Origin of the sequence: Mammaliicoccus sp. P-M59 (assembly GCF_022386135.1) — a bacterium.
In the GTDB taxonomy this organism is placed as follows: domain Bacteria; phylum Bacillota; class Bacilli; order Staphylococcales; family Staphylococcaceae; genus Mammaliicoccus; species Mammaliicoccus sciuri_A.
Genome location: NZ_JAJNJJ010000006.1, coordinates 36,367 through 59,778 on the forward strand (window position 1 = coordinate 36,367; position 23,412 = coordinate 59,778).

A 23,412-nucleotide genomic window follows, 5' to 3' on the forward strand; every position below is an offset into this window, starting at 1 on the left:
GAATTTTCATCATAAAAGAACACCGCCTTTCATAAGTGGGAGCTTATTTTATAAGCCAAATTGTATTCTAATAAATGACCAAATTAGTGTTCCACCAAGCGTGAAACCCATTCCATATACTCCCCATTTAAGTTTGTTTCTTTCTTGTTTTTCTTCTTTTCTGTCTCTCTCCATTGCATTAATTGAGTTTTTTAAATTGAGGTTAGTTATCTCTTGGCTATGCAGACTGTCTTTGATTGAGGCTAATGCATCTAATGTTTTTTCAGTCCTAATATTTTGAGAAACTTCACTCCTATCTAGCTTCGCCTCAAACTCCTTGAATTTTTCATCAATTCTTTTTTCAAATTTATTATCTTGCTCTTGGATATCTTTCTTTATTTCTCTTAAATCCATATTAATTTCTTTTATGTCATCTTCTACGTTGTCAATTCTAACCTCTAAATTTTGCACATAGGTATCCTCCTTGTGATTTTGGATATATATAAAAAGACACCGAGAGAGTGGTGTCTTTGTGCTTATTAAATAATTATTATTTAGTTAATTCTTCAATTTGAGCTTGTTGTTTTTTAACTACATCCCAAAGGATAGATACCATACCATATATATCTATAGCATCTCCTTCGTGTAATACTTCTGGAGTATCTTCTAAGATAACTCCATACTTAGTTTTATTGATTCCGTTGTCTATATCAGTGTTTAAATTGTATTGTTTGATATCTGTTTTCTTAAGAATGTCTAAAGTATCAATTTCTAAATCTTGAATATTAGATTTATACTTACGACTTGATACAGTGTTGAATTTACTAGCTTTAATAGGTAAGTATCCAATAGTTTTACCGTAGTTATAACCCTTTTTGTTTGTAATACGAACTTCTCCAGCAACACCGATATAGAAGTTAGTTGCGTTTGTTCTTACACCGTCTGCTTGCAAAGCTGTTTTAGCTGATAATGAGCCACCACCTGAAGCATTCCAATATACTTGTTTTTTTCCATTTCTAGTTGTAATATTATCTGACTTGATTGCTCCAATGTTTAGTGTGACTTTGCTTGAGGCAGTTCCGTTAGCTTCTATACCCCAAATAGTTTTATCTTTAGATGATTTACTAATTCTGAAACCAGCACCTAAGTTTTTACTGATGTCACCATATACAAATCTACCAGTGTTGTTTTCAGATACACCCATTTGAAACTCGTTTTTACCGTTTCTGATATTTTCATGTGGTCTAAATCTTATATCATTTTTTCTAGAACGTGTATATACTTTTGCAGCCGCATCTATGTGTATAGCATTACCAGAAGCTTGAAGACCAATTGCTCCGCCAGCTGAGTACAACGTTAATCCACGACCATTAGAGTAAGCATGTGAGAAGAACTCTATAGTTCCTGAAGAAACTACTCTACCTTTAGGGTCAAATGATTTACCAGAGCCATCTCTGAACGTAGAAATACCGTCAGATGTATAATATAGTGAGCGATATGTGTTTTTGACCTTAGTGCCATCTTTTCTAGTATCATTTACATAATCATAGCCATATACTTTATGGTCAATTAAATCACCTTGAGGGTCAGAAATCCTTAACATACCATCAGTCATTTGTATGATTTGATTTCTATTACGATTCTTTCCATCGCGCCATTTACGAGTATAGTATCCTCTAGAAGTTAATTCTCCACCGTTAATTTTTACATAAGCGTTAGGGTCAGGGGAACCATTCTTGTTTTTAAATACTACAGCTCCATCAAAATCAATACTTGAAGCTTTAATTTTAATACTTTCAGCAGATTGGTTAATCCATGATTTAACAGTTTTACCATCAACTTTTTTACTCACTAAGCTAGATAAACCATCAGCAGTTTGAGTTATTTGAGAGAATCTTTCTTCATTTTTAGACTTGTCTGCTGCATATACCAACTTTTTAACTACATTAGTATTCATTTCAACTTCTAAAGCATTAATCCTAGATACGTTACTATCAACAATATCTCTTACTGTTTTAATACGTTTATATAAATCTTCATATGAAGGAGACCAAGCAGTAGGGCGGTTGCCTTGTTCAACTTTAATTGAATCCGCTCTAAATAATAAACCTTTAGTTTGTTCTATATATATTGCAGTTCCTCCAGAAGTGTGGTCAGCTTTAGTAGATACAGTGAATGTTTGATAAGTGTCTGAAGCATTACCTAAAGCAATTGGTTCAGAATATGTACCGTTACCTATTTTAAATTTCAATGTTCCATCGTTAGCTTGAGGTTTAGCAACAAATGATAGGTTAACATAGCTTCCTTTTTCTATATCTTTCTCAAGTTGGAAAGTGTATGCACTTCCAGATGTATAATCAGTAGTAGGGGCAATAGTTAGTGTTTTAGCTCCTAAATTTGTAGCGATAGAATATTTGTTCGTGGCACTTCTAAAAGATAACGCATCATTTAATTCTGTGCCAGATAATAAGTTTCTACCACCGATAGTTAATGCAGCTAAATCAGCTTTGATAGCATCTGTAATTGCTTTTACAACTACCTTATCTTCTTTGGTGTTATATAAATCTTGAATTACCGAAGTATCATAGCCAGAAATAGCTTCCCAGTCTAATGCATCTATACCGTCATATCTAAATACTTTGTTTTCATCTATTACATATACAGTATAACCATTTTCAGGGTTAGGGTATCTTTCACTACGCTCAGCTAAAGTTCTAACATAAGGAACCCAGTTCATAATTTGAGAATCACCAGCAGTATTAGCATAGTCACCAGCTGCGTTAGCGTAATCTCCTCTGTCTTCTGCGTATTCACCTTGACGTTGTGCAACTCTTCCAACTTCTTCTACTTCATTGAATAGTTCTTGCAGCATAGTTAACTCATTAGGGTCTCCAACAACTTCTAAATCTTCATATACTTCATATCTAAACTGTAGGGAAGTTACACGATTTCTATTTTCGTATGAAGCAAATCTAGCTTTATATGTACCAATTTCATCCATATCTGCTTTTCTTAATTCATAAACAACAAATTGTTTACCATCATATTTAGCCATACCAGTACTTTGCTTACCAGTTTCTTCGTGTTCTACGCTTACTGTAAAACGTTCACCATTCTTTAATTCCATTTTTCTTCCTGCATCATATAGCTCAATGTTTAAATAAACAGAATCAAATTGAACAATTCTAACTACTGGATTAGGCTGTTGTTCTTTTACATCTAACTTTAAAACATAAGTATTATCAAAACTTGTCATCAAAAAAACACTCCTTATATTCTCAAATAAAAAGACTCAAGGGATTAACCTTGAGCCTGTTCTTGTTCTTGTTTATTTAATGCTCTTAATGTTTCATGAGCTATATGTAATTCAGTCTCTATGTCAGCAATATATTCGTTTGTTACAGCTAACTGGTTAGCTAACTTACTGATTTTAATTTTTAAGAAATGATTCTCTTTTAAAACGTCTTCTTTAGTTATTTCTTGACTATTCACTATTAATCATTCTCCTTCATGTTGAGCTGCTTCTAATGCAGCTAATTTTTCTTTTAGTTCTCTGATTTCTCTTTCTTGTTCAGTTTCTATTGGGTATGTAAATATTTCATTTTCCTTTACAAATAATTTATATTTACCATCTAATTGCAATAGCAGAAGTTTTTCTAATTGCATCATAGTATTCTCATCTATAATTAAAACTACAGAAGGTTTTTGAGCATAAACCCCTGTGCTTGCAGTGTAATTGTAAAAAACACCATCGTCTTCAATACAATCTAAAGGAACGGTTAAAATTCTAAGATTTTTAATTAATTCTCCATTTTCATCTATGATTGTGGGATAAGTTTTTATTTCTTCCAAGTTTATTTTTCCTCCATTCTAATTATCTTTATAGTCCGTTAATCTAATATTTTTAATTCTCATTCCTGCACTATCCCTATTCGCAGTTCCATTGGTAATATTCATTAATACTTCTAAAATCTTATCTTTGTAGGTTGGTTTACCTAAATCAATAATTATTGTATCAATATGAGTAGTTTTACCTTTATCTTTACCAGTAAATCCTGATACCGTATATCTACTATTTGCAATAGGGTCTTCAAATAATAAATAAGCATTAACATAATCTGTAAATACTGTCACATCTATTTTTAAGTATCGTTTCTCATGATAGAATGAAAAACGATTTATTCTTCCAGCATCAGATAGAACCCCTACCAAACTCTTTTCGTCTTTTGCGAGTTTCATTGTTCCCCAAACCATTGTATAATATGCAAAGTCCATCCCAGTTGTGAGAGAGGTAGGTTCAACAATATGTTGTACACCTGTTTTAGTGTACGAAGGAATACGTGGTTGATAAGCAAATACACCCAAACCTTCTCTAGATGTACTATTTATCATTTTCTCAACACCGTCTTGCTTAATTGAAATACCATTAGTATTGATTTTAACTACATCATTACCATTTGTGCTAGATACTGAGAAAGTATCTCCAGACATAGTGAAGTTACCTTTCGTGTTCTTAATAGTTAGCACATCTGTGTTTATATTTAAATTCTGAGATATAATATCAATACTTTCAGGGTTGAGAGCTATAGTAGAAGCTAAGTTCTTAGGTGTTAATTTTTTGTTTATATTTTCAATATCGCTTGAAACACTTAAAGTAATATTGTCACTTAATTGCTTAATTTGTGAATTAGTACGTTCTATGTTTGAAGCACTACCTAAGTATTTAGTATAAATCACAGAAACACTTTGTTCTGTAGTGGTAGTTCCGTATAAGGTTATAGCAGGTTTACCATTATTTAAAACAAATCTAGGGTGATTAGTAGCAGTTCCTTTATTATCTATCTCAGTTAACTCAAAACCTTTGCCTTTTCCTTTACTAATAAATGTAGCTACTGCAACGTTTTCTGAAGATAAAGTATTGTTTTTAGCAACGACCTCATATGAATAATTATCATTAAACGCAATAGAGTTATATTCTGCTAGGTCTATTGTTTGTTTAGAGGAAGTTATTGTATAACTAGTTTCATATGTAGCTATTTTAGCTAATGTTGCATCTACCTCTGAACGTGAAACACTGGATAAAATCTGACTTTTATTCTGTTCAATAAATGAGTTATTAGCTTCAATTGTTGTAGCATATGAATTAATTGAGTCTTGTACATCTTTTATTTTAGAGTTTACTTGAGGTAAATATGTAGAATCCCAACTAGCTCCTGATACTCTTTGAGAAATCTTTTCTGACTCAACTAAGAACTCACTAGATTTCCAAGTTTCAAATCTTTCGTTTACTTTGTTTGCTTCTCCTACAGATACATTTCTAATAATTGCATCTATAGCCGCATTAGTTTTTTCGGCTAAATTAGTTATTGCTGTTCTATATGCAACGAATTTCTGGTCAACAGCTGTTTTCTCGGTAGGAACAATTTTGTTGTCAGCTATTGCTGATTGTATAGTTTGAATTAAACTATCACTTGCAGTTACAAAAGCATTGTATGTAGTTGTTAATTGAGTTTTTGGAGAACCCACTAAATCAGCATTGCCAATTAATGTAGTGTATTGTCTATCAATTCTAGCTTTTTCATTGTTTAATAATTGGATACTATGATTGATACTAGAAGCTTCTGCCATTTCTATTACTCTATCATCGAAAGCATCTACAACAGTTGTTTGGAAGTCGTTAACTGTATTATTTAAATTAGTGATATTTTGGTTAGCTGAAGTTTTAAAAGTGTTTAAATCACTTAATACTTGATTAGCCTTACTATCATCTGTATATTTACTTGCTTTACCCCAATCAGTAGTTACATATGAAGTGTTTTTACCTCTAGCAACTTTACAAACCATGATATCTCCTGAAGTACCTTGTACCCACATATCTCCAATGTCATAAGGAGGGATAGGTGTATTTACAAATACTCTACGTTTACCATCAGCTGTATCTTGAGCTGTTTTTGCAGAGTTTAATGCATCTGTAATCACTTGGTCATCAATTGGTTTCCATAGATAAGTTGCATCTTCTTTTAAGAAACGATAAGCAACACCAGTTTTTGTGTTTAAGAAGAAATCTCCAATATGTATATCTTTTTTAGCATTTGTAGTCCATTCTTGAGAAGGGTAGTTACTTAAAGTTGGGACATAGCCATAATAGAAAGTATCAATTGCGTTATCTACCTGAGATTGTAAGCCATTGATGTTTCCTTGAATATTGTCTAATACACCAGAGAAGGAATTAACTCTTTCAGCAGCGATATCGCTTGCCATGTTATTAGAAATATTATCTAAAGCGCTTTGCATAGCCTTTGTATATTCAGCTAAAGCAGTGCTATATGTAGTTAGACCTTGAGATACTTGAATTTTCTGAGAAGCAGTGATTTTACCAACTTGAAGTATATTGTTTAATAAATTAATTAGATTGCCATGAGCTGTTGTGAAAGCAGTTCTTTTTTGTGACAGCACAGTTAGGACACTAGAAGATAGGTAACTATTAGTTGAAACTGATTGATAACCAGCATCTACATCTTTGTATTCTCTTTCTAGCATTTCTTGGTGGACTTTAATTCTAGACAATTCCACATCTGAAAGAATTCCATCTTTAAAAGCTTCGAATGTTACATCTTGGAACTCTACTAGATTATCACTAACATCTTTCAAGTCAGCTGTGATTTCAGTTCTCATACCATCTATTTGGCTAGTTAACTTACCTTCAACATCATTAGCGTATCCTTGAGATATAACTTGTAATGCATAAGTAAAGTCAGTAGAGAATTTAGAACTTGTTTCATTCAATTTTTCGAACTTATTGATATAGTTTTCTTTTTCAGTGCTATTAGCTATGCCATCAGATATCATCTCAGACACATAATTACTGAAGTCAATGAATGCAAGTGTGTATTCATTATGACTTGTAACAATTCTATCCTTAGCAGCTTGTGATAGTTTAGTGTTAGCTAGAATTTGCGTATATCTATTTTCAATATCTTGTTTTTCAGATTTCATAATCATTAATGCTGTTTTAATTGTTTCTGTTTCAGCAGCATCAACAACTCCATCTTTAATAGCATCATCAATAGTTTCTTGAGCTTCTTTGAATGCTTTGTTTAAGTCAGCCATTTCATCTTTCATATCAGCTGTCATTCTAGTAGTAAAATCTAATGACTGTTCTATCTTTTGAGTTAATTGTCTATCTCTAGTAGTTTCTAATATCTCTTGTACAAGTATTAGGATTGTTTGTATCTCGTTTCTAAAATTAACTATTGCATCATTTACTCTCGTAGATTCATCTGAAGTAACAACATCATCTGATATACTTTCATAAATAGAAGTTACCAATGTATCATACATACCCATGTACCCTTCATAAGCTTCTGTTAACTCTATAATATGGTCATCAGAAATATATGGGTGGTTAAGAGCTAATTCAATTTGTTGCACATATTCAGAGTTTTCTTTTTCAAGAGAACTGATGGTATCATTGATTAATTTTTTCTCAACGTCTGTTATGATTCCATCTGCGAATGTATCTTGTAAAACTGTGGTAGCAGTATTTATAATATTTTCTACGTCAACAGATTCTTGAATAGCATTTTGAATGTCACGTTGATAACTTTCTTTAATACGTGTTTCTTGTTGTTTAATATCGTCTTGTATTTTATTTTTTAAGTTTTCGAAATAGTCATCGCCATCATTAGTTGTCAAATGGAACATTGATGAGTCAATATGAAGACCATCTTTGTTAAATCTCATAGTACCTGATTCATTTTCTAACCATAAATCTTCGCCGATAATCATTTTACCTATTAACATTTCAGCATTCACGCCATCAGGAGTTACACCAGTTTTAAATGTTTCTCCTCCATCTTTAGTCATGGCAATTACACCACCAACCATGATTACAAACTCATTAGGGTTTTCATTAGAGACTACTTTGATACCGTGCGAACCTATATCTACTGTCTCATTGCCAGCTAATACTCTTTGTTTATTAGCATCCCATTCACCCTCAATAAGTTCTGTCATCTTAGTGATTTTACCTTGAGACTCTTTGATTTGTTCTTTATGCATATTAACTTGAGTAGAAGTAGATGAAGTCTCAGCAATTAGTTCTGATATTCTTGTATCTAAATCTTTAAAATCAAATACATCACTCAAAGTTAATTGTACTGAGTTTTCATCGAAACCAATTTGCATTTCAGTGATATAAGCTTTTAATTTTTTATCAAAGAACTTATTAGAGAATACAATTTCATCTCCAACATTAAGTTTATCCCAGTCATGCTTATGCTCTAGTGATTGGATAAAGTTAACAATACCAACTGTAATAGCTCTTGTTACATTGTTTTGCTTCTTCAATTGTTTAACAGCATCATCATATAATTCTTTAGCATCTGTGTGATTATCTTCTTGCCAGATAGCACTGTAAATATATTGTTCTCTTTCTTTATATAATTCATCTGAAAGGAATAGTTTTGGGTTCATTGAGGCAATTAAATCGTCTTTTTCATTTTCATATTGCTTCATTCTACGTTCAATCACTGCAACAGTAGCAAGTTGTTCTTCACGTAAAGCGTTATATTTAAGATAATTATATTTTTCTTCAATTTTCTTAACATCTGTTTCTTCATAATCGTCTAATGAAGAACGAGTTATTACAGCATGAACTCTTGTATTTACATTTAATAATTCAATTTTGTATTTTAATTTCTTGTCGACTTGAGTAGCATCTTGGAAATCAGCAGTATCTATTTTAATATAAGTCCATTCACCAGCGTTTAATTGATAAGTTTTACCATCAAATTTAACGTTAGTAAGTGAACCTTCATTTTTCAACATTAATATATAATATGAAGATTTAGCTACAGTTACACTGAAATCTGAGGCTTTAAGTCCTAAGTCTATGTATTCTGATTTAGGTTTAAGCAACTCAATTCTATCTTCTTGGCGTTGTACGATTGCATTCAAGCTTCTTAATTTAAAATCTTCTTCAGCATGTTGAGTTAATATTTCTGAATATCTCTTAGTATATTCTTCAATAGTTTCTTTCTTGCTTTCATAAAACTCATCATAATCTAATAATGCATGACACAATTCGTCAGACATGTAGTCACTGTGTTGAATAACATTTCTGTTTGCATCACGTTTAAATGGTTTAATGAAGAATGAAAAATCCTCAATGTAATCAGAACCAGCAGGGTTAGCACTGTGAATAGTTAATCCTTCACTTCCCATTGGAATCAATCTTGTGATGATATCTTTAGAGACCATTGAGTCTTCAAACGACTTTAAATAACTATTTTCACGTATTCTTAAACCTCTGTTAGTACCAACTGAATCCTTATGGTAGAAAGAGTATTGTCTGTTTTTATTATCAAATATAATTACTGTATCGAATAATGTATTAATTTGTTCCAAAGCTGACATAACTGTGCCTTGATTTAAAGTTAATTCACGTTTAACATCTTTTACTTTAGGGTCTACATATTTAAGTGACCATAATGGTGCATAGTTTTTAGTTAATTCCTCAGACATTTGAGAAATAGTTGAACCTAACATTTCAATTTCATTCATTGATTTATGACTTAACTCATTGGCTAATGAATCAACTGTTACTTGAATAGATTCTGATTCTGAAGAAACTTCTTTTAAGTCATCTATTACCATGTAATCTGAGTAGTTATTATATTTAAATTCGATAATATATTTGTTTCTAATTTTATCAAACACTGTATTTTTTACTTGCTCATGTTTAAAACCATCGAACATAGTAGGGGATATCTGGAATGATAGTTGGTTTAAGTTATTATATTTAAATGTACCTTGAAGCTTTGAAGCACCAGTAATTCTTTCGATTCTTGTAAAGTCTGGTTTAAGTAACCATAATTTAGGTTTTGGTCTATCTTCAAATTCATAAGTATCTACGTTAAAATGTTTATTTATAGCCATTTTGTGTTTCCTCCTTGTTATTCTCTAAAATCTCAATAAAAAAAGAGCCACAAATTAATGTGACTCTTAAAGTAAAACAAATTGATATGTAATTTTTAATTTATAATTTCCAGCAAATTCTAAGGTGTTGTGACCAGTTTTTAATCTGATAAAATTATCATCATGCGCATCATATTTAAAATATGGGGCAGGTCTCGAAGTTGTAATTTGTTCATTTTCACCTATTAAAGTTATTTTTTCACCAGCAATATTGTCAGTGATAATAGTAAATTCACCAGTATCATTATTTCTAATCATAATATCTGAACCATCTGTTGATTCAATCTCGAAAGTAGGGTAAACAGTATCATCACCGAAATTATAAACAGTGATTAAATCATTTCCAATTTCAGACGAAGTATCAATCTTATGTTGGTTTAAATTTATGAATTCTGTTACTTCAGTTAAATATTCAGCAGTTTTTTCAGAAAGTTGTTTAATTTTAAGAAAATGCGGCTGAACGTCGTCCCATTGGTAATTTTTCATATTATTGCCTTTGTCTAGAGACGCGTATTCCCGACTGAAATCTTGTGATAAAAGAATTATTTTATCGTAAAGATTTTGGAAGTTAATTTCTTCAACTGTGTTGAGTTTATCAAATGATTCCATTAGGTCTGCTTTAACATCATCTATGTTAGCCTTAGTTTTTTCTAAGAATGCTTTATACTTGTCATAATCAAAACCAACTATCTTTTCAATAGGAATTCCACTATCTAATTTCTTCTTGTTTAAATCGTTCAGTTCCCATAGGTCTATATAGTTAATATATCCTTGAACACCAGAGTAGTCTATATCGAAGTATGGGTGTAGGTCAAAGTGAGGGTATTTATTTTTAATCTCTGTAGGTGATAAAGAGTTTATTTCATTAAACTCATCATCAGTGATTGCATATACTCTTGCATGTGAGAATTTTGCTTCATCACTATTGTTTGTTCCAATAATAATATCTTTATCTGTTTTTCTTCCAATAAAAGTGAAGTACTGTAAATTAGTAAAGTTAGACTTTTCCAATGTTCCAATTTTTACATATGAATTAGAGTTTGGTATGTCTGAAATAAAAATATATTTTTGATTATCAACTATGTTCATTGTTGTTTTAAGTTGACCATTTGTAATAGTCTGTATTTCATTAATTCTATCTATTGTGAAAGAACCATTAGTTCCAACTTGTACCCAACCTTCACCAATACCATCTCCAGAGCTATCTAAATCAAATGTACCAGAGTTTCCTAGAAGGTTTCTTCTATATTTGAATTGATGTACACCAAGTGTGTCAATCTCATAATCGTTTTCATGGATTCTAATTTTACCTTTGCTACCATTAACTCTTAAATAATAGTTACGGTTGTTAATAGGGTTAATTCGTTTTCTAATGTGAACATTATTAAATGTCATCTTACCTTTAGAATCAATTGTAATATTATTCTTATCACCAGAGATTAATTTCCAACCATCTGGTAACTTATCTTTATTTTTATCTTTAGCAACTTCTTCAATGTTTGCGTAATTTGTTCTCGCTACCCATTGTTTTAAATCTCTAGACAATTTCTCTTCCATTTGAGCCAAAGAACCAATTTCTTTAGCATATTCTTCCAATATTTTCTGTGAGGCTGATTTACTAAAATCATATTCATCTTCCATAATCTCAGAATATTTCTTTGAGCTATTAGTTTCAAACTCTAAGTCTACATATCCATCATTGATTACATTGTGTGTGGCTTCAGAAGTCCCAGTAACCATAGCGTACATAATAATATGTAAGTTACTTTCTTCTTCATTATCAAACTTAAATTCTTTATAAGTTGGCTGATAAAAGACACGTTTTAACTCACGATAATTATTTAGAGTAAACTTATGTTCATCAAATAAAAGTCTCACCTTAAATTTTAATGGTTCTTCAGTGTACCCAAGTAGGTAACTTCGGTCACTATATCTCGTTCTTTCTACAGTTAAATTGCGGGTAGCTAAGAACGTGTCCTTAGCTAGTCCCGAATCAACTTGTACATTTTGTACGTGAAAGTCACGAGTGTGAAATCCATTAAAGATGAAGTGTGGAGCGTTACGAAGTTCCGTATATTCCATACTATACATGTTTTTCATCTTCTAGAAATCACTCCTTGTATTCTTATTTAGTTAAAATTAATCCACGTTTTCTCATTTCATTTGCAAGAGTATCACTTAATGAGTCAATCTCTTGTTTTGTTCCAGTGAAGTTCTGGATATTTACTAAAGCTTCCATTTGAGTATTATTGTTATTAGTAACAGTTTTACTAATTGTGGCATCTTTAGGTAAAGTAGGGGAGTTAACACTTAAACCACTTAATATAGAAGAAGGTGCAATAGCATTTACTGCATTAACAGCTGCTTGTGAAACTTCAGTTTTCTTAGTTGGTTTTAAACCAGAGTTAGGTACTTTAGTGTCACCTTTCTCATATTTCTTAAGTTCTGAAGTTAATCCTTCTAATGTGCCAAAAGTCTCATTCAAGGCATCAAGCATATTTTGTCCAACAGAAGCACCAATGTCTTTCATGTTGTCATTAACATACTTAGTAAGTTCTTCTATAAGTGATTTGTACTTATTGATTTGTCCTTCCATCAACTGCTCTTGAATCTCATTAAACTTACGTGTATCTTCAAGTAAATCTGTATACGCTTTATTTAAGTCTTCTTTTTGTTTCTCTATTTGTGTTCCTTTTTCTTCAAGCTCTTCTTGTAGAGACTTCTTACGTTCTTCACGTTCTTTGTTTCTGATATAAGCATCATAATCGTATTCAGCTTTAGCTAATTGTTCACGTAATTCTTTAAGTTTCTTTTGGTTAGATAAACTATCGTCACCCATACGCTGTGCGATTTCATCTCTAAGTTTGTTAAGTTCTTCTGTCTTATCTTTGATATCTTTGTTGTAAGTTTCTTCTTGTGCTTCTTCATCAATAAGTTTTAACTTTTTGTTAATCAGTTTTTCATATTCTTTGTATTCATCATCATAAGCTTTAGAAGCTAATTCTAGTTGTTTTTGATAAATCGTTTTAATTGAGTTAATAACTGATTGAGATAAATCAAGCCTGATTTGATGTATAGTTTTACTATTCTCTTTTACAGAGTTAGAAATTTCATCTATAGCATCTTTAATTTTTCTTGCTTGAGTTGGCATATCTTTATAAAGTTTTAATTGAGCTTCTAACTCTTTCTTATTCTTATCTAATGCATCACGCTCTTTATTAAGACCTTTAAGCTTATCTACTTGATTATCTCTCCATAAATCAATCTGATAATCTTGACTTATAAACGAATTGTCATAATCAGCTTTAATACTATCTTTTTGAGCAGTGGATAATCTTTTACTATTAACATTTAATTGTCTGTCTATATCAGCATCAGCAGCTTCAATACGATATTGGTAGGCAGCTAATCGTGCATCATCATAAGCAGATTTTAATTCAAGAATTCTATCTTTTACACGTTTTTGTAATTCATAATTACCTTTTAAGTGTTTAACTTGTTTCTCAAGCTCTCCAATAGTAAATTTAATTTGTAAACCTAAATCAGTTGATGCTTTAGCTTGTTGTTCAGTATAATTAATACTAGTTTTTGCTTGCTTGTTGTCCTCAGAATCTAAAAATTGTTTTTTCTTACCTAATGATTCAATTTTAGATTGGAGTTTTTTCTCAGCTTTATCGTAATCATCTAAAATTTGGTCTATGATAGAGGCGGCAATCTCACCATTAGCTTGTTGTATACCTGAGGCTATGTCTCTAATCGATTGTTGAGCAGCACGTTTCATTTGTTCAAATTCATCACGATAAACTGTCCCTTTGCCAAATAATTTCTTATCTTGTTTCATAGCTTTGTTTATATAATCAATTTTACCTTGCTCGAAACCTTTTTCGGCTTCTTTACTTGCTTGCAGTTGAGCATTTTTGTTTCTCCAAGTTTGGTTGTTTCTTCCTTTTTCAAACTCAATCTTATTTAATTCATATTCAAGTTTAGCTGATTTTCCTTGTTGTAATTCTTTCCAATGGTCGTATTCTTCAGCATGTGATTTATGAATATTATATAAGTTTTCATTCTTTTGTTGTGAATTTCTAGCTTGCTCAAGTTGTTTATCCATGAGTGTTTTACGAAGTTCATCGACTTTTTGCTTCATTGCTTCAGCGGCATTTTGTTCATTAATGATTGCTTCAATTTGAGCTAATCGTTGTTCTTCGGCAGCGTTTAAATCATTAACATAATCGGCAGAAACACTTCCAGAGACCGCAGAAGCAGACATAAGTGATGATAGAGACTTATTAGAACCAGCTATTTTTAAATATGGTTCTGGGTTTATAGCTCTATTCCAACCAGTAAATGATGTACCAGCAGCAGTAAATCCTTTACCCTCATTTACTTGGAAATGTAAATGAGTTCCACTAGAATTACCTGTACTTCCCATTCTGCCAATTTGTTGTCCTGCTTGTACTTGTTGTCCTTTTTTCACTCTTAAATCACTTAGCATGTGCATATATGTAAATGTTTTATTTAATTCAGGGCTATAAATAACAACTTGGTTACCTCCACCGTAATTACTCCAACCTGAAGACAATACGATACCTGACCGTGAAGCTCTAATAGGTGCACCAGAATTAGCAGCATAATCTACACCATAATGTGGGGTGTTTGTACCGTAGTATTTACCAAATGGAGCTGTTTTTTTCCAACCTGCCACAATACTTTGACCAGCATTTTTAATTTGAGTGTTAACGCCACCAGACATACCTTTAAACTGGTTATAATATTTCTTAGCAGCAGCATTTCTTTGTCCTTGTGCAACAACTCCAGCTCTTTCAAACTTCTGTTGGAATATATTACTTGCAGAAGTAACAGATGTAGCTTTTTTCAATGCGTTTAATGCTGCTATCTCACTTGTGTTTAACTCATGCCATAAGAAGTCTAATTGTGTTTGTAAATCAGTCCATGCTTTACCACGTGACTTAGCATATGCTTTTAAATTATTAGCACGTTGGAATGACCATTGAACTAGTCCTATACCTGTTCCACCAGCTTCTTTAGCATTAGTCTTGAAACCAGATTCACGTTCAATGTTACCCATGATACCAGCTACTTGAGCATCAGTTAGTCCTCTTGCTTTCAAGTTATTCCATACCTTAGCTTGAGTAGATGAACCAGATAAGCTAGAAATAGTTCCAGTTTCTCCACCACTCATATTATTAGCAGTATATTTATAGTAAGGAACATTAACATCAGAACTTACTAAACCATACTCAATAACTTTACCAGCGGCAATTTGAGCTTCCATAGACTTAATTTGTTCATTAAGTTTCTTAGTTTTCTCATCAATTAATTTGTTTTCTTGTCTAAGTGAGTCACGATATTTTTGTGACCATGTAGCGTATTTTTGAGTGTTTAAATGTTGCAATTCCAATTGATGATTTACTTTATCTAAAGCCATAGATAATTCGTCAGCTACATAAGTTTGCTTCTGAAATGTTTTATAAAGTTTCTCTACGGATACACCAGCAGATTCAGCTTCTTTTTTTAATTTCTCTGCATCTTTAGCAGCTTTTTTCGAAGCTTTACCAGCATCCCCAGCACCTTTAGCAGCCTTACCGCCAGAGCCAGAAGGTGAGCCTAAGTCATCTAAACTTTGTCCTAAACCATCAGCAACAGACGTTAAATCTCCCATGCTTCCTGCGGCTTTTTGCCACACTGGGTCTGCATCAAGCAATGATTGTACAGCTGTATTTCCTGTTATCCCGTTAATTGCTCCATTCATAATGTCGAAAGCAGGGGAGCCACCAACTTTAAATGCTGACATTGTAGCTTTTTGTAAAGGAGAACCTCCACCAAATGCTTCGAAAACATTGTTGGTTTGGTCAGCCATCTGGTTAATATAATCAGCCCATTTTTGACCAAGTAACTCTGTTAATTTATTTTGTACAGCTTGTTTCTTTTGAGCTAAAGTATCAAAGTTAGATAAGTCTATACCATATGTATTAGCAATATTATCTACTAATTTTTCTTGTTGGTCTTTATCTCCATTTCTGAATGAATCGACTACAGCAGCTTTTAACTGTGTCATGTTTTGATAATTTGAAGTATCAATACCATAAGTTTCCATCATATGATTTGCTAACTCAGTACCTTGAGCAGCTACTGCATTATAATATGCTGTATCAGTTGCTAACTTATCTTGAAGTGTTTGTCCATATTTCTTTGCCTCTTCGTCAGACTTATCCATTAAGAAATCTCTCATGGCTGCTTCATTTTGAAGAGCAGCATATACTTCTGTACCATATGCTTTTACTAAATCTGATTTAGTATCCCAACCTAAGTTACCTTCAGCTAATTCTTGTTGAGCTTTACCTATAAGTCTTTGTTTATCTCCTGCTTCAGCCATTGCATTACCGAGTTCTTCATTAGCTTCCTTTTGGGCTTCGGCAGCTTCAGCATTCTCGTTTTTAACAGCTGTATTATCAGCAGTTGCTTTAGAATTTTTATCTGTAGCATTGGCAGCATCTAATTGAACTTTGCCTGATTTACTTACTTCTACATTTAACCCAGTTTCAGCTTGTAAATTTTTCTCTAAACTATTAGTTAATGAATCACGAGCTTTTTTACTCATGTCTGCTGTGTTAGCAGCATCTAAGATAGATTTGATTACTTCTGAATATGCATTAGATAACTCTTTAAGTGCATATTTTTCGCTATCGGTTCCTTGGGCATCTTTAAACCGTTCAACAGCGCTCTCATATGATTGCATTTTTGTTACAAATCCATCGTCATTCAGTAAAGTGCTGTTTAATGATTCAAATTGAGCTTTTGCTTTTGTACCAGAGTTAGTAAATTTAGTTACTGACATAGAGATTGTGTCAAATACAGACATACTAGAAGCTTTTAATTTTTCTCCTTCTAATAAGGTATTTTGCATTAGTTGTATATTTGTGTTCCAATTTTGTGAAGCAGCTTGTTTACTTTGTTGAGTTGCTAGAACTGATTGTCCCATAGAAGAATTATATTGCTCTATTCCTGATTTAACTCTGTTTAAGTAATCAAGCTCAACCGCACGTCCATCTTTGCTTGCTTGAGCACGTGTTTTTTCAACTTGAGTAAGTAATTCTTCAGCAGCTTTTACATCTTTTACTTTTTGTAGTTTAGATGATATAGCATTTATCTCTTTTTGATAATCTTCGTGCATCACTGCGTTCTGTGGAGCAATACTATGTAATTTATCAGCAGCAGATTGTCTAAAGACTCCACTATCTACTTTATTAGCGGCTTTATCTTTCTCTTTAATAACATCATTGTTTTTATCAATGTTGTCTAACATTTGCTGTTGTTTTTCTAAGTCTATTTGAGTTCTCATTTGCTCAATACGTGTATCCATTAAGGCTTTGTTAGCAGCTAATTCAACACCATATTGATTTTCACCAGTAACTAAATCAGGGAGTATATTTGCTAATTGACTTGATACATTTTTATATTCTGAAAGTTCTTCATTATTTAAATCAAGTCCGCCATCTAATTTAGTTTTTAATTTATCATAAGAACTAACCATATTGTCTAATTCTGAAGAGCTCATACTTTCAATGGCTTGTTTCATTGTTGATTGCTGTTGCTCAAATTCTTCTGTGGCTTGTGCAGCAGCATTGAATTTACCAATAATCTTTTCTAAAACAAATGAGATTCCCATTATTCCAGCGCCAACAAGAGTAGCCGACATTAAGCCTTTAAATGCTAATCCTAATCCTCTTACAGCTGTAGCGGCTGCATTTGATGCAAATGCACTAGCAGTTGCAGCACCTGCATTTCTGCTTAATGCTCCTGAAGCAGCAATTGAAGAAATAGAAACATCTTTTTGAGCTTTGTCTAAGGCAACAGTAGAAGTAGTTGCAGCTCTTGCTTGTGAAGCTTGTTTATCATAAGCACCTTCAGTAAACACTAATTGTGAAGAAGCGCCTTTTTGGTTATCTTTGAATGTGCCAATATTGCCTTGAATTCCATTAAAACTTTTATCCATTTTTACAGCTTGTAATTCGTTTTGTTTTAAAATGTAATCAGCAATGCTTTGTCGAGCATCTGAAAAACCAGAACGAACATTTTTACTAAATAATGCGACAGTGGCACCTAGTGCTCCTAATAGTGGGGCAGTAGAACCTAAACTTGAAACTGTTTTAGTTAAGCCTGTCATCATATCCGTGAAAACTCTAATTCCATCAAGAATACCTGACTTTAAGAAAGTATCTCCGATTGCAACTGCAAATTGTTCTATAGAAACTTTAGCTTTATTTGCTTTAGCTTCAATTGATTCCATATATGTAGCATTCTCTTTTAGTGCAGAACCAGCTGAATTCTCTGAGGTATCTTTAATTTGTTTATATAAACTGTCAGCTTTACCAAGGTCATCAAGTAATACTTGCATACGTTGGTAGTGATATGTTCCACCTAAACCACGAATAATCGCAGCTTGTTGGTCTTTATCTAAGCCTTTAATTTTCTGTGCAACTTCATCTAAAAGAACCATTGCACCTTTAAGTTGACCTTCACTATTCTTAGTATTTATTCCTAAGTCTTCAATTGTAGCAGCACCTTTGCCAACATAAAGTTTAGGTAATACTGCTTTCATAAAGTTACCAATTTCGTCCCCAGATTGTTTAGTTTTGGCAGTTAAGGCACCTATTACAGCATTGGTTTCATCAAAGTTTAGTCCCATAGATTTAGCAGTAGAACCAGCTTTTGCTTGTCCTTGAGCAAGTTTTTCCACAGTTGTTGCATAGTTATTTGAAACCTCGTTCAGTGAATCGACTTGTCTCATTGCTTGGTTAGCATCTGTTTCCCATTGAGCAGACATTGATGTTAAATATTCCGAAGCTTGTTTCGGGTCGATTTCACCAACGTTAGCAGCAATTAAGCCAGCATTACCAAATTGAGTAAGTTCTTCTCCTTTAAAACCTTGTCTTGCGAATTCAGCATAAACATCTAATACACCACTGATTGTTTGCCCATAATTTAAAGCAGCTTCATTAGCTTGATTAAATATGTCAGCCATGTTTGTGCTATCTGGCATAACTTTTTGTAAAGTTATCATTTTACTATCAATTTGTGTGATTGTATCAATGAACATTTGCCCACTTCTAATAGCTCCAAAGAACAGAGTGGTTGCACCCATCCATACTGGGAACTTAACCATTGCTGTTCTGAAAGCTTCAACAAATCCCATTTGAGAACGTGTAGCTCTTTCAGCTTCGGCAGTTATACCTCTAACTTGAGTCTGTATTTGTGCCATTCTGTAAGCTGCATCTTTACTATTTAAAAAGTCAGGGTTATTTAATTCTTTCTTTAATGCACCTGTAGCTCTTTTATCAATCGTGTCAGCTTTTCTTCTTTCGTTACGCTCAATTTGAGCTATTAATGACTGACGTTGATTTAATAACTTGTTAGCTTGTACATGAGCACTTACAGTTTTTTGTATCATGTTGTGCTCTTGTTGATATGATTTTAAAGTCATATTATGTGTACTGTTTAGCTGCATATAACTCTTAATCAACATGTTAGCCTGAGATGTATTAATCTTACCTAGAGAATTTAATCTTTCAATCTTCTTAATCTCTTGGTCTCTTAAACTATTAATACGTTGTTGCGCATCTGCATTAACTTTAGCGTTAGATGAATTTTTTGTGTCTTTATCTAACTGATAACTTCCAGCACCATCTAATTTGTAGTTAAGAGTTTGCTTACCAATTTGTTCTCTTGCAGTATTATACTTTCTTAAAGTAACTGTGAACTTTTCTACTTCGTTATTAGCATTTTTGATTTGAGTAGTTTCGTATGTAATATTGTCTTTCTTACGACTATTAGCATCTCTTACAGATTGGTCATAACTACTGTAAGCATTCTTTAAGCTCAAGTAATTTTGAGTTAATCTCTTAACTTTTTCTGAATCTGTGTTCATACCTTTATCTAAAGGTTTGTTCTCAACTTCAATATTAACCTTATTCTTACCAGCTTTAGTAGTTGCAGCTTTGGTAGCTTTATCGACTCTAGATGTATCAACATTGGCATCAATATTAACCTTAAGTTTTTGATTTCCTAAATTTGAATTTAAATTCTTAATCGATTGTTTTATACTACTTAAAGCTTGCTTTTCATCTACTTCTATTTGTGCTTTAATCTTTGCTATATTTTTACCAGAGTTTAAGCTATTTACAACTCTATTTGCTGATTTCCTCAGATTTTCTGTTTGAGTTTTTGTTTCGTTAGCTTCTATACCAACTTTAATATCATTGATATTTTTTTGTATAGTATTAATTGCAGCATTAATACTTGTCCTAGAGGAGTTTGCATCTATTCTTAATTCTGACAAAATACCTATATTAAAATTACTTGCCACTTATTTCACTCCTTGTATTCTCGGTCATAAAAAAATCTATTTTTCAAGTCTTACGAGAAAGTTAATTCCCATAAGAGTTCAAAAATAGAAGTTATAGTTTAATATCTAAATTATCTAATTCTTTAGTTGAATCGCTTAAATTGTATATTTCAGTTGTCGCTGTAGAATTGTGATGTGCAAAGTGTTTAGAAACAACTTCCATCTTAATTCCTTGCTCAAGCAAATACGTAATACAACTTGCTTTAAATATGTGAGGATTTATTCTTCTTCCTAATATGTGAGATAAAGTATTCTCACAGAAATAATCAGCCCAGTTACGTCCCATTACTCTTATATTTTCTCCTTGACCGATAGTAAATATAAACTCATGTTCATATCCACGTTTCTCAATCCAAAGTTGAATATATTTTAAGGCTTCAGGGTAGAATAAGTATTCTAAACGCTTACCTTCTTCTCCACGACCTTTACCACGAATAGGGGAGTGCTTCTTATACTTCTTAGACTCGTTCCATTCTTCTGATAAAATGCTCGTTTTAAACTGAATGATTTCACTTCTTCTAGCACCAACATTGAATGCTACAGCAAGCCATGCCATGCCTAAATAGTTTTCATCTTCTTCTAAAGCTTTCATCATTAAGTCGTATTCATCTTTCGTAACTTTCTTCTTGTCATAAGTTTGTGTCTTAACAACAGGGGGTAAGCCTTGCATAAAATTACGGAAGTTTTCAAACATTAAGTCTCCATTATCATCTTCATAATCATCATCGTCAGCTAAATAGTTCTCTATGTATTGACACATAGCAGATACTGCTGACTTTTTCATGTTGATACCAGAAGAAGACATCTTTCTATCTTCGCGTAGATAGTTTATATATCTCATACCGTCTTTCTTTTTGAGTTTGTAAATAGGTTTATTGTTTAAACTATTATTTACAAACCAGCCGAATTGTCTTAATGCAGATATATATTGTTTCTTTGTTTGCTTGGATAATTCAATAGAGCTTAAATAATCACTCATTACTCGTTTATACAGTGGGTGAACTTGCTCCCACATTTCAGGTGTTATTTCTGGAAGCTTCTTAGCTCGCTCACGCAACTGGTTCTTTTCAATTGTCACGCTACAAACCTCATTTCTAATCTATAGTAATAGAGATACCACGTTTTTTCATTCCATCAAAGAACGCTTGTTTGATAGTATCTCTAGCAATACCACTTGTTAAATTTGCTACAGTTTCTTCTGTATATGGTCTGGCAGGCATTCCATTTGCAGGGTCTCCAGCAAAACCTGTTGAACCTTCAATCATGTCGTTTATAAGCTTTCCATTCCATTCATCCCATCCATTACCTTTAGCAATGTTTTCCATTACATATTCAACCATTCCAGCAGAATTGTTAGGTGGGTGGAGTATGATATTAGAAGGGTCTGATAAACCGTCTGTATCTCGTCTTCTATACTTTTTTGGCTCATATACGTTATAAACACGTTCATTTTGTGTTTCTAGCCATTCTTTACGAATAACATTAAATACTTCATTTTTAATAACGCTATCAACTGCTTCTCTTAGATAAACTTCTAATTGAGCAGGGGAGTTAAATGTTGTCATTTATTATCACTTCTTTGAGTTAAGTGTTTTTTGAAAATCTTGTCTACGTTTTTCTAATTCTTCTGATTGTGCAGTCATTATTTCTAATGCAGCATTAGTTCTACCTAAATGCTTTCCAATCATTTCATTTAGCTTCATTAATTCTTCGAATAAGAATACATCATCAACGATTTCTTGTAAGATACCTGTTTCAAGTAAAGCGTTGTAGTAAGGTACTAAACTTTTAACTTTCTTAATGCGCTTCATTTGTTCACCATAATGAGTGAACTTTTTAACAGCTAAGAAATAGTAAAACATTACTAAATTAAAATCATTTTCTAAAACTGTATCCATAAACTTCTTATCTGTTTTATCTTCAGAGTTAGAGTAGTTATAAAATTCTTCAGTGATTTCATTAATCTTTGTAGCAGAGAAATAAGGGTAATACTCAATTAATTCTCCATTAGCTAATGTATGTTGTTCAATTTCTTCATACTTATCGGCGAGCTTTAAAATACCATCTAGTTGTGATAAATTTTTAGTTTCTTCTTTGCTCATAATATAAAATTCTCCTTTTACTCTTAAATTCTTCTAAATTTATACAAATAAAAAATAGGGAGCCTAAGCCCCCTAAAATTTATCCAGTTAAAGTGTTAACTTTATTCTCCAGTTTCATCAGGAGCTACAGGTGTTTCACTGTTTCCCTCATCGACTGGTTCCTCTGGAGCTTCTGGAACAGTCGGTTCTACTTTCCCTCAACATGAGGAGAAGTAAACCAGTTACCAATTTCTTTAGTTTTAGCATCTGCTGTACAACGTAAAGTCATTTCTGGAGCTAATGCAGAACCAGCTTCTAAACCTAATTCGAATTCAGAAGAAGGAGTTACGTTATGGAAGATTGCGAACAAGTCTTCAACGATTTGCTCAGTTTCAGCTTCGTAGATTACAGTGCTTAATTGTGCTTTGTATTTCTCTGCGAAACGGTCAGCACGGATAGCGATAGATTTACCAGTACGTTCTACTTCATAAGTAACCATACCTTCTTTACCAACTTGGTCAGTAATATCTTCAACTGTAGCAGAGCCAGCAGTGAATGTAACTTTATGGTTTTCACCTTTAGAGTCAACTAATACACCTTCACCAGCATAACTTGAATCTTTAACTTCAATTTTACCGCCTTCACCGATGTCAACCGTTTCAACGTTTTCAACAACTAAAGTTTTACCATTCTCAACTTTAACACCTTGAGAAGCAGCTAACCATTGTGGATTAAAGATAGCATCTTTGATTTGGATTTCGATTTCTTTATCAGATTTGATAGTATATAAAGAACGGTTACCAATACCACCCTTAATTACTTCTTCCTCAACAGATTGAGAAATACTTGTAGATTGAGTAGTACCTGAAGCGATTTTAAAACTGTCACTCTTACGAGTTAATAATACGTCAGCAGTATCTTGGATATAGTACATAGACTAAATTCCTCCTA

Annotated in this window: 11 protein-coding genes; all 11 read right to left on the reverse strand. The window is 32.6% G+C overall.

The window, feature by feature from the left end:
• Window positions 1-48: 48 nt before the first annotated feature.
• Complete coding sequence (locus tag LQ617_RS10015; protein WP_239740255.1) at window positions 49-450, reverse strand: hypothetical protein; 402 nt, start codon at window positions 448-450, stop codon at window positions 49-51.
• Window positions 451-529: 79 nt separating this feature from the next.
• Window positions 530-3,235 carry a tail fiber domain-containing protein gene (locus tag LQ617_RS10020; RefSeq protein ID WP_239740256.1) on the reverse strand — a complete coding sequence of 902 codons (2,706 nt, stop codon included), beginning with the start codon at window positions 3,233-3,235 and terminating at the stop codon, window positions 530-532.
• A gap of 44 nt (window positions 3,236-3,279) precedes the next feature.
• Complete coding sequence (locus tag LQ617_RS10025; RefSeq protein WP_239704829.1) at window positions 3,280-3,471, reverse strand: hypothetical protein; 192 nt, start codon at window positions 3,469-3,471, stop codon at window positions 3,280-3,282.
• A gap of 6 nt (window positions 3,472-3,477) precedes the next feature.
• Window positions 3,478-3,831, reverse strand: coding sequence for a hypothetical protein (locus LQ617_RS10030; RefSeq protein WP_239740257.1), 354 nt, complete (start codon window positions 3,829-3,831; stop codon window positions 3,478-3,480).
• Between the two features lie 18 nt (window positions 3,832-3,849).
• On the reverse strand, window positions 3,850-9,918 hold the full coding sequence (locus LQ617_RS10035) for a hypothetical protein (protein WP_239740258.1): 6,069 nt from the start codon (window positions 9,916-9,918) through the stop codon (window positions 3,850-3,852).
• A gap of 66 nt (window positions 9,919-9,984) precedes the next feature.
• Complete coding sequence (locus tag LQ617_RS10040) at window positions 9,985-12,057, reverse strand: phage distal tail protein (RefSeq protein ID WP_239740259.1); 2,073 nt, start codon at window positions 12,055-12,057, stop codon at window positions 9,985-9,987.
• A 25-nt stretch (window positions 12,058-12,082) separates the two neighbouring features.
• Window positions 12,083-20,341 carry a phage tail tape measure protein gene (locus tag LQ617_RS10045; RefSeq protein WP_239740260.1) on the reverse strand — a complete coding sequence of 2,753 codons (8,259 nt, stop codon included), beginning with the start codon at window positions 20,339-20,341 and terminating at the stop codon, window positions 12,083-12,085.
• A gap of 91 nt (window positions 20,342-20,432) precedes the next feature.
• Window positions 20,433-21,458, reverse strand: coding sequence for a tyrosine-type recombinase/integrase (locus LQ617_RS10050; RefSeq protein WP_239740261.1), 1,026 nt, complete (start codon window positions 21,456-21,458; stop codon window positions 20,433-20,435).
• A 16-nt stretch (window positions 21,459-21,474) separates the two neighbouring features.
• Window positions 21,475-21,945 carry a hypothetical protein gene (locus LQ617_RS10055; RefSeq protein WP_239740262.1) on the reverse strand — a complete coding sequence of 157 codons (471 nt, stop codon included), beginning with the start codon at window positions 21,943-21,945 and terminating at the stop codon, window positions 21,475-21,477.
• A gap of 6 nt (window positions 21,946-21,951) precedes the next feature.
• Window positions 21,952-22,482 carry a hypothetical protein gene (locus tag LQ617_RS10060; protein ID WP_239740263.1) on the reverse strand — a complete coding sequence of 177 codons (531 nt, stop codon included), beginning with the start codon at window positions 22,480-22,482 and terminating at the stop codon, window positions 21,952-21,954.
• A 187-nt stretch (window positions 22,483-22,669) separates the two neighbouring features.
• A complete protein-coding gene (locus tag LQ617_RS10065; RefSeq protein ID WP_239740264.1) occupies window positions 22,670-23,395 on the reverse strand; it encodes a hypothetical protein in 726 nt (241 codons plus the stop codon).
• Window positions 23,396-23,412: the final 17 nt, after the last annotated feature.